General features: G+C 68.7%; 13 protein-coding genes. 6 read left to right on the top strand and 7 right to left on the bottom strand.

Features of this window, described 5'->3' with window-relative positions; all coding sequences use genetic code 11:
- Window positions 1-101: 101 nt before the first annotated feature.
- From rplI to rpsF, 4 genes are all read right to left on the bottom strand, one after another.
- Window positions 102-548: a 50S ribosomal protein L9 gene (rplI, locus tag DRB89_RS05010; RefSeq protein ID WP_112448334.1), complete on the bottom strand. Its 447-nt coding sequence runs from the start codon at window positions 546-548 to the stop codon at window positions 102-104.
- A gap of 18 nt (window positions 549-566) precedes the next feature.
- Window positions 567-803: a 30S ribosomal protein S18 gene (gene rpsR, locus DRB89_RS05015; RefSeq protein ID WP_003956534.1), complete on the bottom strand. Its 237-nt coding sequence runs from the start codon at window positions 801-803 to the stop codon at window positions 567-569.
- Window positions 804-846: 43 nt separating this feature from the next.
- Window positions 847-1,458, bottom strand: a complete 612-nt coding sequence (locus DRB89_RS05020; protein WP_112448333.1) for a single-stranded DNA-binding protein — start codon at window positions 1,456-1,458, stop codon at window positions 847-849.
- A gap of 72 nt (window positions 1,459-1,530) precedes the next feature.
- Window positions 1,531-1,821: a 30S ribosomal protein S6 gene (rpsF, locus tag DRB89_RS05025; protein WP_004950685.1), complete on the bottom strand. Its 291-nt coding sequence runs from the start codon at window positions 1,819-1,821 to the stop codon at window positions 1,531-1,533.
- A gap of 250 nt (window positions 1,822-2,071) precedes the next feature.
- Between rpsF and DRB89_RS05030 the strand changes: the two genes are divergently transcribed.
- From DRB89_RS05030 to DRB89_RS05040, 3 genes are all read left to right on the top strand, one after another.
- Window positions 2,072-2,386: a hypothetical protein gene (locus DRB89_RS05030; RefSeq protein ID WP_112448332.1), complete on the top strand. Its 315-nt coding sequence runs from the start codon at window positions 2,072-2,074 to the stop codon at window positions 2,384-2,386.
- 129 nt (window positions 2,387-2,515) lie between these two features.
- Window positions 2,516-3,634 (top strand): peptidoglycan bridge formation glycyltransferase FemA/FemB family protein, encoded by a 1,119-nt coding sequence (locus tag DRB89_RS05035; RefSeq protein ID WP_112448331.1) that lies wholly within the window; start codon window positions 2,516-2,518, stop codon window positions 3,632-3,634.
- Window positions 3,635-3,698: 64 nt separating this feature from the next.
- A complete protein-coding gene (locus tag DRB89_RS05040; protein WP_112448330.1) occupies window positions 3,699-4,730 on the top strand; it encodes an alanine racemase in 1,032 nt (343 codons plus the stop codon).
- 1 nt (window position 4,731) lies between these two features.
- On the opposite strand, the gene DRB89_RS05045 is transcribed toward DRB89_RS05040, so the two are convergent.
- Window positions 4,732-6,192 carry a glycosyltransferase 87 family protein gene (locus DRB89_RS05045; protein ID WP_112448329.1) on the bottom strand — a complete coding sequence of 487 codons (1,461 nt, stop codon included), beginning with the start codon at window positions 6,190-6,192 and terminating at the stop codon, window positions 4,732-4,734.
- A 90-nt stretch (window positions 6,193-6,282) separates the two neighbouring features.
- Window positions 6,283-8,847, bottom strand: a complete 2,565-nt coding sequence (locus DRB89_RS05050; RefSeq protein ID WP_112463216.1) for a transglycosylase domain-containing protein — start codon at window positions 8,845-8,847, stop codon at window positions 6,283-6,285.
- Window positions 8,848-9,121: 274 nt separating this feature from the next.
- Here DRB89_RS05050 and DRB89_RS05055 point away from each other — a divergent pair, with 274 nt between their 5' ends.
- The 3 genes from DRB89_RS05055 (at window position 9,122) to DRB89_RS05065 (ending at window position 12,258) form a co-directional block, all read left to right on the top strand.
- The gene (locus DRB89_RS05055; protein ID WP_112448023.1) at window positions 9,122-9,724 is read left to right on the top strand and encodes a PadR family transcriptional regulator; all 603 of its coding nucleotides are present in this window, start codon (window positions 9,122-9,124) and stop codon (window positions 9,722-9,724) included.
- Between the two features lie 49 nt (window positions 9,725-9,773).
- A complete protein-coding gene (locus DRB89_RS05060; protein ID WP_112448022.1) occupies window positions 9,774-10,856 on the top strand; it encodes an inositol-3-phosphate synthase in 1,083 nt (360 codons plus the stop codon).
- A gap of 121 nt (window positions 10,857-10,977) precedes the next feature.
- A complete protein-coding gene (locus DRB89_RS05065) occupies window positions 10,978-12,258 on the top strand; it encodes an MFS transporter (protein WP_112453309.1) in 1,281 nt (426 codons plus the stop codon).
- Window positions 12,259-12,372: 114 nt separating this feature from the next.
- Here the strand turns inward: DRB89_RS05065 and DRB89_RS05070 are convergent, their stop codons facing one another.
- A complete protein-coding gene (locus tag DRB89_RS05070; protein ID WP_112448021.1) occupies window positions 12,373-13,842 on the bottom strand; it encodes a CCA tRNA nucleotidyltransferase in 1,470 nt (489 codons plus the stop codon).
- Window positions 13,843-13,924 lie beyond the last annotated feature (82 nt).

The following is a 13,924-nucleotide window of genomic DNA, read 5'->3' on the forward strand; positions in this document are numbered from 1 at the left end:
TTTCACGTGAAACAGAGTGCTGTTTCACGTGAAACACCGGCCGCGCCGGGAACGATGAAGGGCCGCACCCCCACAGGGGTGCGGCCCTTCATGCGCAGCCCTTAGGCGGCGACGACCTCGATGCCCACGTTCGCGGCCACGTCGGCGTGCAGACGCACGGAGACCTGGTACGAACCGAGGGTCTTGATCGGGGAGCCCAGCTCGACGCGGCGCTTGTCGACCTTCGGGCCACCGGACGCCTCGATCGCCGTGGCGATGTCAGAGGGAGTCACGGAACCGAAGAGACGACCGGCGTCACCCGCGCGGGTGGCCAGACGGACCTTGACGGACTCGAGCTTGGCCTTGAACTCGTTGGCCTGCTCGATCGTCGCGATCTCGTGGATCTTGCGGGCGCGGCGGATCTGCGCCACGTCCTTCTCGCCACCCTTGGTCCAGCGGATCGCGAAACCACGCGGGACCAGGTAGTTGCGAGCGTAGCCGTCCTTGACGTCGACGACATCGCCGGCGGTGCCGAGGCCAGTGACCTCGTGGGTCAGGATGATCTTCATTATTCGGTCACCCTTTCCTTATCGCGCGGTGGACGTGTAGGGCAGCAGTGCCATCTCACGGCTGTTCTTGACTGCCGTGGCGACGTCACGCTGGTGCTGCGTGCAGTTGCCGGTGACGCGGCGGGCACGGATCTTGCCACGGTCGGAAATGAACTTCCGCAGCATGTTCGTGTCCTTGTAGTCCACGTACACGGTCTTGTCCTTGCAGAACGCGCAGACCTTCTTCTTAGGCTTGCGCACAGGCGGCTTCGCCATTGTGTCTCTCCTGTGAAATCAAGAAGTGGGGGTGCGAGCTGCCCTAGAAGGGCGGCTCGTCCGAGTAGCCACCGCCGGAGCCGCCGGAGCCGCCGGAGCTTCCGCCCCAACCGCCACCGCCGCCACCCTGCTGCTGGCCGCCGGCCGGCGCACTGGACGACCACGGGTCGTCGGAGGGAGCTCCGCCGCCCTGGGGAGCGGCGCCACCCGGGGCTCCGCCCCAGTTGCCACCGCCGCCGCCCTGCTGCTGACCGCCGCCACCGCCGCCGTATCCGCCCTGACCACCGCGACCAGTGGTCTTGGTGACCTTGGACGTGGCGTTCTTCAAGCTGGGGCCGACTTCCTCGACGTCCAGCTCGTAGACCGTGCGCTTGACACCCTCACGGTCTTCGTAGGACCGCTGCTTCAGCCGGCCCTGCACGATGACGCGCATGCCCCGCTGAAGGGACTCGGCGACGTTTTCAGCCGCCTGACGCCAGACCGAGCAGGTCAGGAACAGGCTTTCGCCGTCCTTCCACTCATTGGTCTGCTTGTCGAAGGTGCGGGGAGTGGACGCGACACGGAACTTCGCGACCGCCGCACCCGAGGGGGTGAAGCGCAGCTCGGGGTCGTCGACGAGATTGCCGACGACCGTGATGACGGTCTCGCCTGCCATGGATGAACCTCTCGGCGGGGATTGCTGCTGGGCTGCTGTGCTACTCGGTCCCGATTACCGCTGAACCGAAGTTCAGTGGGTCTCGGGGCGGAGGACCTTGGTCCGGAGAACCGACTCGTTCAGGTTCATCTGTCGGTCAAGCTCCTTGACGACCGCAGGCTCGGCCTGGAGGTCGATGACCGAGTAGATGCCCTCGGGCTTCTTCTTGATCTCGTAAGCGAGACGACGACGGCCCCAGGTGTCGACCTTCTCGACCTTTCCGTTGCCCTCACGGACGACAGAAAGGAAGTTCTCGATCAGCGGGGAGACAGCGCGCTCCTCGAGATCGGGGTCGAGGATGACCATCACTTCGTAGTGACGCATGTGGAACCCACCTCCTTTGGACTCAGCGGCCACGGTCGTTCCGTGGCAGGAGGGTCGTGATGCGTGCGCACGGCATCTGCAGAGCAGACACCGCGCAGCTGTACAGACTACCTCCTCGACTCCTTCCGGTTGAAATCCGGCGCCAGGAGGCCACAATCTGTATGCATCGGGTGTGCTCGGTGCTAGGCCCCCGGCTCCTGCCGGAGGCGGACCGCAGCACCGCTCTGCTGCAGCCAGGAGGTGCCTTCCGATGGCACAGGCAATGCGACGCCAGTCCTCCATCTCGCTCTTCGCGACCGACGGCAAGCCCCATCCGCTCCAGGACACCCTGGTGGCGGTCACCCTGATCCTCGGCGCCGTGGCGTTCGTCACCGCGTTCTTCCACAACCTCCACCTGCTCAGCTCCTGGACCGGACTGATCGGGATCCTCACCGGCGCCTACGGACAGTTCATCTCCGCGACGACACGCGAGCGCTTCGCGTTGATCATCGGCCTCGGCGCCTCGGGCTTCGGCTTCTTCCTGGGCATGGCCCACGGCGGTCTCTTCGGCGGCTGGCTGGGCTGACCGGGTGCCTCCGCGACGGGGCGCCGGCCTCCACCGGCCCAGGCCCGGCCTGTCCCCCAGATGGGTGGCGCCCCTGTCGCAGTAGGCTTCGCGCCATAGCCAGCGAAGCCGCCGGAGGAGACGCCCCGCATGAGCCTGTCCCTGAGGACCATCAGCCGAGAGCAGCATCTGGGCTATCTCCAGAGCCTGCCCTCGGCGAGCCACTGCCAGGTCCCGGCGTGGGCCGACGTGAAGAACGAGTGGCGTTCGGAGAACCTCGGATGGTTCGACGACTCCGGTGAACTCGTCGGCGCGGCCCTCGTGTTGTACCGCCAGCTGCCCAAGGTGAAGCGGTACCTCGCGTACCTCCCCGAGGGCCCGGTCATCAACTGGTACGCCCCCAATCTCGACGAGTGGCTCCAGCCGATGCTGGCGCACCTCAAGCAGCAGGGCGCCTTCACCGTGAAGATGGGCCCGCCGGTCGTCATCCGGCGCTGGAACTCCACCGCCATCAAGGCCGGAATCCAGGACCCCGAGGTCAAGCGCCTGCGCGACGTGGAGGCTTCGCACATCGAGCCCCGCGCCTTCGAGGTCTCCGACAAACTGCGCCGCATGGGCTGGCAGCAGGCCGAGGACGGGGGCGCCGGCTTCGGCGACGTGCAGCCCCGCTACGTCTTCCAGGTCCCGCTGGCCAACCGCTCGCTGGACGACGTCCTCAAGGGCTTCAACCAGCTGTGGCGCCGCAACATCAAGAAGGCCGAGAAGGCCGGCGTCGAGGTCGTCCAGGGCGGCTACGAGGACCTGCCGGTCTGGCAGCAGCTGTACGAGATCACGGCCGAACGCGACAAGTTCCGCCCGCGCCCGCTCAGCTACTTCCAGCGCCAGTGGACGGCCCTCAACTCCGAGGACCCCAACCGGATGCGGCTGTACATCGCCAAGCACGAGGGGGAGCCGCTGGCCGCCGCCACGATGCTCACCGTCGGCCAGCACGTCTGGTACTCCTACGGCGCCTCCGCCAACCACAAGCGCGAGGTCCGCCCCTCGAACGCGATGCAGTGGCGCATGCTGCGCGATTCCTACGCGCTCGGCGCAAGCGTCTACGACCTGCGCGGCATCAGTGACACCCTGGACGAGAACGACCACCTGTTCGGGCTGATCCAGTTCAAGGTCGGCACGGGCGGCGAGGCCGTCGAGTACGTGGGCGAGTGGGACTTCCCGCTCAACAAGCTGCTGCACAAGGCGCTCGACATGTATATGTCGCGCCGCTGATCCCCCTTCCCCACACACCGCACCGCTGCACCACGCAGCTTTTCGAGAGAGGTTCCGGACGGGCATGGCGCTCACGCTCTACGTCGACACCGCGCGCTGGCGTGCGCACCAGAAGCAGATCCAGGACCAGTTCCCCGGGATGATCCCGGTCTGCAAGGGCAACGGCTACGGCTTCGGCCACGAGCGCCTCTGCGAGGAGGCCACCCGGATGGGCGCCGACGTCCTGGCCGTCGGAACGACGTACGAGGCCGCCAGCATCAAGGACCACTTCGGCGGCGACCTGCTCGTCCTCACCCCGTTCCGGCGCGGTGAGGAGCCGGTGCCGCTGCCGGACCGGGTCATCCGCTCGGTGTCCTCGGTGGACGGGGTCCGCGGCCTGGTCGGCGCCCGCGTGGTCATCGAGTGCATGAGCTCGATGCGCCGCCACGGCATCTCCGAGCAGGACCTCGGCCAGCTGCACGCGGCGATCGAGGACGTCCGGCTGGAGGGCTTCGCCCTCCACCTGCCGCTGGACCGCCCGGACGGCTCCGACGCCGTCGAGGAGGTCATCGGCTGGATGGACCGGCTCCGCGCGGCCCGGCTGCCGCTGCACACCATGTTCGTCAGCCACCTCAAGGCCGAGGAGCTGGCGCGGCTTCGGCAGCAGTTCCCCCAGACCCGCTTCCGGGCCCGCATCGGCACCCGGCTGTGGCTGGGCGACCACGACGCGACCGAGTACCGCGGCGCCGTCCTCGACGTCACCCGCGTCGCCAAGGGCGACCGCTTCGGCTACCGCCAGCAGAAGGCCGCCTCCGACGGCTGGCTCGTCGTCGTCGCCGGCGGCACCTCGCACGGGGTCGGGCTGGAGGCGCCCAAGGCGCTGCACGGGGTGATGCCGCGGGCCAAGGGCGTCGCCCGGGCCGGGCTGGCCACGGTCAACCGCAACCTGTCGCCCTTCGTGTGGGCGGGCAAGCAGCGCTGGTTCGCCGAGCCCCCGCACATGCAGGTGTCGATCCTCTTCGTGCCCTCGGACTCTCCCGAGCCCAAGGTCGGCGACGAGCTGGTGGCGCACCTGCGCCACACCACCACGCAGTTCGACCGGGCGCTCGACGCCTGAGTCAGTCCCTGGGGGCCGCGCCCCAGTCGACCCGCTGTCCCTCCGAAGGCGCCGTCTCCCACGGCGCCTTCGGCGTCTGCGCCAGCGTGAAGACGTCCTCGGCGCCGTCCAGGACGCCGCCCGAGGGGTCGTCGGAGCCGTCGCGCCGCACCACGTCCCGCTCGGGCAGCAGGATGTCGCGCACGACGACGGCGCACAGGTAGAGCGTGCACAGCAGGTGGGCGGTGATCGCCAGCTGGTAGCCCTCCAGGGGCAGGCCCTGGTGCTTGTCCCCGCTGGTCGTGTAGGCGAGGTAGAACCAGATCCCCAGGAAGTAGGCGACCTCACCGGCCTGCCAGATCAGGAAGTCCCGCCAGCGCGGCCGGGCCAGCGCCGCGAGCGGGATGAGCCAGAGCACGTACTGGGGCGAGTAGACCTTGTTGACCAGGATGAAGGCGGCCACCAGCAGGAAGGCCAGCTGCGCGAACCGGGGGCGGCGCGGCGCCATCAGGGCGAGCGCCGCGATGCCGGCGCACAGCAGCAGCGTCAGGCCCGTCGCGTAGGTGTTGGCGCCCTCCAGCGGATTGCCGGAGCGCTGGGAGATCAGCAGCCACACGGAGCCGAAGTCGATCGGCCGCTCCTGGCTGAAGGTGTAGAACTTCTGCCAGCCCTCCCAGGCGAAGAGCATGACCGGCAGGTTCACCACGAGCCAGGAGGCGGCGGCGCCACCGACCGCCGCGCCGAACGCACGCCACTTCCCGGCCCGCCAGCAGAGCACGAACACGGCTCCGAGCAGCAGTACGGGGTAGAGCTTGGCCGCGGTGGCCAGCCCGATCAGGATGCCGAAGGCGAGCGGCCGGCTCCGCGACCACATGAGCATGGCGGCCGCCGTCAGTGCGATGGCCAGCAGGTCCCAGTTGATGGTCGCGGTGAGCGCGAAGGCGGGCGCGAGGGCGAAGAGCAGCGCGTCCCACGGCCGGCGGCGGTGGGTGCGGGCGACGCACACGGCGATCACGACGGCGCAGACCATCAGCATGCCCGCGTTGACCATCCAGTACATCTGCTCCCGGTGCTGCATGGAGCCGCTGCCGGGGGTCATCCAGGAGGCGATCTCCATGAAGAGCCCGGTGAGCACCGGGTACTCCAGGAACTGCATGTCGCCGGGGATGCGGTCGAAGTACGGCGTGAGGCCGTCGGCGAAGCCGCGTACGACGTAGAGGTGCGGGATGTCCGAGTAGCAGGCGTGGGTGTACTGGGAGCCGGCCCCGCGGAACCACGCCCAGTCGTAGCACGGCAGCTTCTGCACCATGCCGAGCGCGAACATCCCCAGGGCGACGAGCACCACGACGCGCACCGGGGTCAGCCACTGGCCTCCCAGCCGCGCGTGGCGGCCCAGTGGGCCGCCGATGAGCTCGCTCCCGGCGGCCGCCACCTCGTCCTGCTGGGTGGGCAGTACGGGGCTGTCCTCGTGCACCTTCGTCATGCGCACATCCTGCCGTACCGCGCCGGACATGCGAGAGGGCCGTCGCACCAAGTGCGACGGCCCTGCGCGTCCGTGGCGTGGGGCGGCCGGTCAGCCGCCCGTGGAGCCCCCTATCGGGAAGCCTCCGCTGCCGCCGCTGTTCGTCGCCCCACCGGGTCTGCCCGGTGTTTTGCTGGGTGAGGGGGACGTCGACGTGGAGGCGCCGGGGCTCGGTTCGTCCGGGTCGCAGATCTCCCACGGCCGGCAGGAGGGCTTGCCGCCCTTCGACGGGGACGGGGAGGCCGGGGACTGCTGGGGCGACGGCGAGGCCGGCACCGACATCGAGGGCGAGGGGGTGATCGAGGGACTGGGGGAGGGGGCACCGGAGGCGTCCGCGATGACAGGGATCTTGTCCGGCTCCGGGAAGTCCTTCACCGGGACCCCGTCGAGCGCGTCCTTCATGTACTTCGTCCAGATCTCGGCCGGGATGTCTCCACCGTGGAGCGACGGGATGCCGGCCACGCCCTTCATGGAGATCAGTTCCTTCTTCTGCGCGGCGGGGTCCGAGCGGAACAGGGTCACGGAGGTGGACAGCTCGGGCGTGTAGCCGACGAACCAGGCCGACATGTTCTCATCGGTGGTACCGGTCTTGCCGGCGGCCGGCCGGTTCAGGCCCTTGGCCTTCTTGCCGGTGCCGTTCTCCACGACGTTCTGGAGGACCTTGGTGATGTTGTCCGCGATCAGATTGTCCATGGCCTGCTGCGCCTTGGGGGCCTCGAAGTTCGCCAGGTCCTTGCCGTCGCGCTGGACGCTGCGCACCGAGAACGGCTCGTGGTGGGTGCCCGAGGCGGCGAAGGTGGCGTACGAGTCGGCCATCCGGATGGCGCTGGGGGTCGAGGTGCCGAGCGCGAAGGAGGCGTTGGCGTTCGGGTCCATCGACTCCTCGAGGATGCCCGTGGCCTTGGCGACTTCCCTGACCTTGCTGTGGCCGACATCGAAGACGAGCTGGGCGAACGGAACGTTGATGGACTTCTCCATCGCCTCGTTCAGGGTCACGTAGCCGTAGGCGGTCGGGCTCTCGTTCTTCTGCTTGAACGGCTTGCCGGCCTTGTCGCGCAGCGGCTGGCCGTCACGGTTGTTGATCACCGTGAGGTCGTTGGCCATGTACTTGCTGTCGGCCGAGATCCCCGCGCCGCTGGAGTTCTGGGTGCCGTACTGCATGGCCGCCGCCAGCACGAAGGGCTTCCAGGTCGAGCCGACCTGGACACCCGAGGTGTTGGCGTTGTTGTTGAAGTGCTTCTTGTCCATGCCGGGACCGCCGTACAGGGCGACGAGGGCTCCGGTCTTCACGTCCACCGAGGCCGCGCCGAACTGGACGAAGGTGTCCGTCTCGGGCCGCTTCTTCTCGTCGATGATCCGGTCGCGGGTCTCCTCGACGGCCTTGACCAGCGCGTCGACCCGAGGCTTCTCGAAGGTGGTGTGGATCTGGTAGCCGCCCTTGGCCAGGTCGTCGACCGTGAGGTTCGCGGTCTTCATGACGTAGGCCTTGGCCGTGTCGACCATGTAGCCGATCTGCCCGGACATGTTGCGGGCCTGCGCCGACTCGATGAGCTTGGGGAACTCCTTGTACTGGTCCCGCTCGGCCTGCTGCATGCGGCCGACCTTGACCTCGCGGTCCAGGACCCAGGCCCAGCGCTCCTGGGCTCGCGCGGTGTTCAGCTCGGGCGTGGCCGCGGTGCCGATGCCGCCGTCCGGGTTGTAGAGGTTGGGACCCTTCAGCACCGAAGCCAGGAAGGCGCCCTCGGACGGGGTCAGGTCCTGGCAGTCCTTCCCGAAGTAGGCCCGGGAGGCCGCCTGGATCCCGTAGGCGTCACGCCCGTAGTAGGCGGTGTTGAGGTAGCCCGCGAGGATCGTGTTCTTCTCCGCGGTGACACCGAGCTTTATCGAGATGAAGAGCTCGGTGACCTTGCGCTTGAGCGTCTGGTCGGAGTCCAGGTACGTGTTCTTCACGTACTGCTGGGTGATCGTCGAGCCGCCCTGGGTGGATCCGCCCTTGGCCATGTTCCACACGGCACGGGTGATGCCCATCGGGTCGACGCCCTTGTCCGACTCGAAGGACTCGTTCTCCGCGGCGATCACGGCGTTCTGCATCGACCGGGGGATCTTGCCGATGGGCACGATCTGGCGGTTGACGGACCCGCCGGTCGCGACCATCTGGGTGTCGTCGGCCCAGTAGAAGACGTTGTTCTGCGCCTCGGCCATCTTGTTCGCGTCCGGCGTGTTCACCGAGGCGATGCCGATGCCGGCACCTGCCGTGATGATCGCGAAGAAGCCCAGGGCCGTGCCGCCCACGAGCTTCCAGGACGGGACGAAGCGCTTCCAGCCGTCCCTGTCCGAGCGCGGGTAGTTGATGAACCGCTTGTCCGGGCGGCCCGTGCCGCGTCCGGCCTGGGCGGCGCCCCGGCCCCGTCCCGCCGTGCCTCGGCCGGCGGATCTGCGGCCGTCCGCACGGCTGCTGCCGTGCCCCGGCTCGTCCCCGTACGGTCCGCTGGGCGACGCGGTGGGCACGTCGCGTCCGGACTCGGCACCCCGTCCGGGGCGCTGCTGGGCAGCCCGGCGGGCAGCGGCGCGGCCCCCACCCTGGGGCTGCTGCTGTTTGCGGCGGTGCTCGCTCATCGAACGACTACTCCTCGGGCAGGCGAGTGGCCTGGAAGCGGCAGGTGAGTTCCGGTCCCCCCGGTGTCATGGCGCACAGACTACGCACGCCCAAAAGCCAATCAGTGCCGAAGTTCACCCCAAAACAGGCAACTTGCACCGCACGAATTGGCGATGTGACGCCGGTCACCGTGTCGCCACTTGTAGCCGGGGGCCACCCGTTCTATCGTCTGGATGTATCGAGCCGATACATCAGCTCGACATAATGACTCCGAGGCGGGGGAAGGACAGGCGGATGAGCAGGCGCTCAGGCATCCTCGAGTTCGCCGTCCTGGGCCTGCTTCGCGAATCCCCCATGCACGGCTACGAGCTGCGCAAGCGGCTCAACACCTCGCTGGGGGTGTTCAGAGCGTTCAGCTACGGAACGCTCTACCCCTGCCTCAAGACGCTCGTCACCAACGGTTGGTTGATCGAAGAACCGGGCAACGCCCCGGAAGACGCTCTCGCCGCTTCACTCGCAGGGCGCCGCGCCAAGATCGTCTACCGGTTGACGGCGGCAGGCAAGGAGCACTTCGAAGAGCTCCTCTCCCACACGGGCCCCGATGCCTGGGAGGACGAGTCCTTCGCCGCCCGCTTCGCTTTCTTCGGCCAGACCGAACGGGAAGTACGGATGCGGGTGCTGGAAGGCCGTCGCAGCCGGCTTGAGGAGCGCCTGGAGAAGATGAGCGCCTCGATCGCCCGCACACGCGAGCGGCTCGACGACTACACGCTCGAGCTGCAACGCCACGGAATGGAATCCGTGGAGCGCGAAGTGCGCTGGCTGAACGAGCTCATCGAAAGTGAGCGGGCGGGACGGGATCAGAGACGACCCGGTCCGTCCGACGAAACTGCAAAGTGAGGCCTGCATCTCGCAGGCCTCGTCCGAGAACAAACAGGGAGCAACCGGAATGGGTTCGGTTCGCGTAGCCATCGTCGGCGTAGGCAACTGCGCCGCCTCGCTGGTGCAGGGCGTCGAGTACTACAAGGACGCCGACCCGGCGGCCAAGGTCCCCGGTCTGATGCACGTCCAGTTCGGCGACTACCACGTGCGTGACATCGAGTTCGTCGCCGCGTTCGACGTCGACGCGAAGAAGGTCGGCCTCGACCTTTCGGACGCCATCGGCGCCAGCGAGAACAACACCATCAAGATCTGCGACGTCCCGAGTGCGGGTGTGACCGTTCAGCGCGGCCACACCCTGGACGGCCTGGGCAAGTACTACCGCGAGACCATCGAGGAGTCGACCGAGACCCCGGTCGACATCGTCCAGATCCTCAAGGACCGTCAGGTCGACGTCCTGATCTGCTACCTGCCCGTCGGTTCCGAGGCTGCGGCGAAGTTCTACGCCCAGGCCGCCATCGACGCCAAGGTCGCCTTCGTCAACGCCCTCCCGGTCTTCATCGCCGGCACCAAGGAGTGGGCTGACAAGTTTACCGAGGCCGGTGTCCCGATCGTCGGCGACGACATCAAGTCCCAGGTCGGCGCCACCATCACGCACCGCGTGATGGCGAAGCTGTTCGAAGACCGCGGTGTCCGACTCGAGCGCACCATGCAGCTCAACGTCGGCGGCAACATGGACTTCAAGAACATGCTCGAGCGCGACCGCCTCGAGTCGAAGAAGATCTCCAAGACGCAGGCCGTCACCTCGCAGATCCCCGACCGTGATCTCGGCGAGAAGAACGTCCACATCGGCCCGTCCGACTACGTCGCGTGGCTCGACGACCGCAAGTGGGCCTACGTCCGCCTCGAGGGTCGCGCCTTCGGCGACGTCCCGCTGAACCTCGAGTACAAGCTCGAGGTGTGGGACTCCCCGAACTCCGCCGGTGTCATCATCGACGCCCTGCGCGCCGCGAAGATCGCCAAGGACCGCGGTATCGGCGGCCCGATCCTGTCGGCGTCGAGCTACTTCATGAAGTCCCCGCCGGTGCAGTACTTCGACGACGAGGCTTACGCGAACGTCGAGAAGTTCATCAAGGGCGAGGTCGAGCGCTAAGTCGCGCCCCGACCGCCGAACCCCAAGGGTCCTTGACGACACCTGGACTTCGGCTGTTCTTCCGCGGAGGGTCCCCGGGCAATGCGCCCGGGGACCCTCCGCGTATGTGACCCTTTTCCTCATGGCTGTCGTACGTGATCTGCGCGTACTCCTGCGTCTGCGGGACTTCCGCAACCTGCTGGCCGTACGGCTTCTCTCGCAGGCGGCCGACGGCGTCTACCAGGTCGCACTGGCCACCTACGTCGTCTTCTCCCCGGAGAAGCAGGCCTCGCCCGCGGCCATCGCCTCCGCCATGGCGGTGCTCCTGCTGCCCTACTCCGTGATCGGGCCCTTCGCCGGGGTGCTGCTGGACCGCTGGCCCCGCCGCCAGGTCTTCCTCTACGGCAACCTGCTGCGGGCCTTCCTCGCCTGTGTCACCGGCATGCTGATCGTCGCCCACGTGCCCGACTGGCTCTTCTACGCCTCGGCCCTGTCCGTGACGGCCGTCAACCGCTTCGTCCTCGCCGGACTCGCAGCCTCCCTGCCCCATGTCGTCGGCCCCGGCCAGCTGGTCACCGCGAACGCCCTCTCGCCCACCGCCGGAACGCTCGCGGCCGTCGGCGGCGGGGGACTGGCCTTCCTCGTCCGGGCACTGGCCGCCGGCTCCGACGCCCTCGTCGTCCTCCTGGCAGCCGGCTTCTACCTGTGCGCCGCCCTGGCCTCCCTGCGCCTCGCCGTCCGCCTCCTCGGGCCCGACCACCCTCCCGGCCGGATCGACCCGACGGTCGCCGAGGGCGTCGCCATCGCCGTCCGGGGCATGGCCGAAGGGCTCCGGCACCTGGCGGCCAGGCGGTCGGCCGCCCAGGCACTCACCGCCATGACCCTGATGCGGTTCTGCTACGGAGCGCTGACCGTCACGCTGCTGACGCTCTGCCGCTACTCCTGGTCGGCCGACGAGGCCGAAGGCCTGGCCCTGCTGGGCGTCGCGGTGGGGGTCTCGGGGGCCGGGTTCTTCGCCGCCGCCGTCATCACGCCGTGGCTGGTGGACCGGCTGGGCACGCGCGGCTGGATCACCGCCTGCGCCGCCGGTTCCGCCGTCCTGGTCCCCGCACTGGGGCTGTTCTTCGCCCCCGGACCGATGCTCGCCGCGGCCTTCGTGCTGGGCCTCGCCACCCAGGGCGCCAAGATCTCCACCGACACCGTCGTGCAGTCCCAGGTGGACGACGCCTTCCGCGGCCGGGTCTTCTCCGTCTACGACGTGCTCTTCAACGTCGCCTTCGTCGGCGCCGCCGCCGTGGCCTCGCTCGTGCTCCCCCTCGACGGGCAGTCCGTCCCGCTGATCGTCGGCGTGGCCGCGCTCTATGCCGCGATCGCGGCCTTCCTCATGCGGCAGGGCGATGTTTCACGTGAAACATCGCCCTGACCGGAGCGCGCCCGAGTCCGCCGGCCGATGTTTCACGTGAAACACCGACCGACCCCGACCACCACGGCCCTCCGACCAGGCGGACGCCCGTGTCCCCGGCCCGGGAGGGCCTGCTCAGGCGTCCTGGGCCGCCCACCACTCCTTGAGGGCGGCGACCGCCTCGTCGCGCCCCACCGGCCCGTTCTCCAGCCGCAGCTCCAGCAGGAAGGCGTACGCCTTGCCGATCACCGGGCCGGGGCCGACGTCCAGCACCTGCATGATCTCGTTGCCGTCCAGGTCGGGGCGGATCGCGTCCAGCTCCTCCCGCTCCTGCAACTGGGCGATGCGCTCCTCCAGCCCGTCGTAAGTGCGGGAGAGCGCGTTCGCCTTGCGCTTGTTGCGCGTGGTGCAGTCGGAGCGCGTCAGCTTGTGCAGCCGCTCCAGCAGCGGGCCGGCGTCGCGGACGTAGCGGCGCACCGCCGAGTCGGTCCACTCCCCGTCCCCGTAGCCGTGGAACCGCAGGTGCAGCTCGACCAGCCGGGACACGTCCTTGACCATGTCGTTGGAGTACTTCAGCGCGGTCATGCGCTTCTTGGTCATCTTCGCGCCCACCATCTCGTGGTGGTGGAAGGAGACCCGTCCGTCGCTCTCGAACCTCCGGGTGCGCGGCTTGCCGATGTCGTGCAGCAGGGCCGCGAGCCGCAGCACCAGGTCCGGGCCGTCCTCCTCGAGTGCGATCGCCTGCTCCAGCACGATCAACGAGTGGTCGTAGACGTCCTTGTGCCGGTGGTGCTCGTCACTCTCCAGACGCAGCGCGGGCAGCTCGGGCAGCACGTGGTCGGCCAGCCCGGTGTCCACGAGCAGGCCGAGGCCCTTGCGCGGGTGCGCGGACAGGAGCAGCTTGTTCAGCTCGCCCTGGACCCGCTCCGCCGACACGATCTCGATCCGGCCGGACATGGCCTTCATCGCCGCCACCACGTCGGGGGCGACCTCGAAGTCGAGCTGGGCGGCGAACCGGGCCGCCCGCAGCATGCGCAGCGGATCGTCGGAGAAGGAGTCCTCCGGAGTGCCCGGGGTGCGCAGCACACCGGCCCTGAGGTCCTCCAGGCCGCCGTGCGGGTCCACGAATTCCTTCTCGGGGAGCGCGACGGCCATCGCGTTCACCGTGAAGTCACGGCGGACGAGGTCTTCCTCGATCGAGTCACCGTAGGAGACCTCCGGCTTGCGCGAGGTCCGGTCGTAGGACTCCGAGCGGTAGGTGGTGACCTCGATCTGGAAGTTCCGATCAACGTCTTCGACGCGGGCGAGCTTCTGCGCACCGACCGTGCCGAAGGCGATGCCGACGTCCCAGACCGAGTCGGCCCACGGCCTGATGATCTTGAGAACGTCCTCGGGGCGGGCGTCGGTGGTGAAGTCGAGGTCATTGCCGAGGCGCCCGAGCAGCGCGTCGCGGACGGACCCGCCGACCAGGGCGAGGCGGAAGCCCGCCGCCTGGAAACGGCGGCCGAGCTCGTCGGCGACGGGGGCGATCCGCAGCAGTTCGCTCACCGCGCGGGCCTGCCCCTGACTCAGGACACTGGGATTGTCTTCGTTGGCGTTCGGCACAACAGAAAAGGGTACGTGCCCGGCCCGCCCGGAGCTCCCGCGTTTACGGCCACCCCGGCCCACGGCGGCACCGGGCCGGACC

It is taken from the genome of Streptomyces sp. ICC4, from assembly GCF_003287915.1.
GTDB classification, from domain to species: domain Bacteria; phylum Actinomycetota; class Actinomycetes; order Streptomycetales; family Streptomycetaceae; genus Streptomyces; species Streptomyces tritrimontium.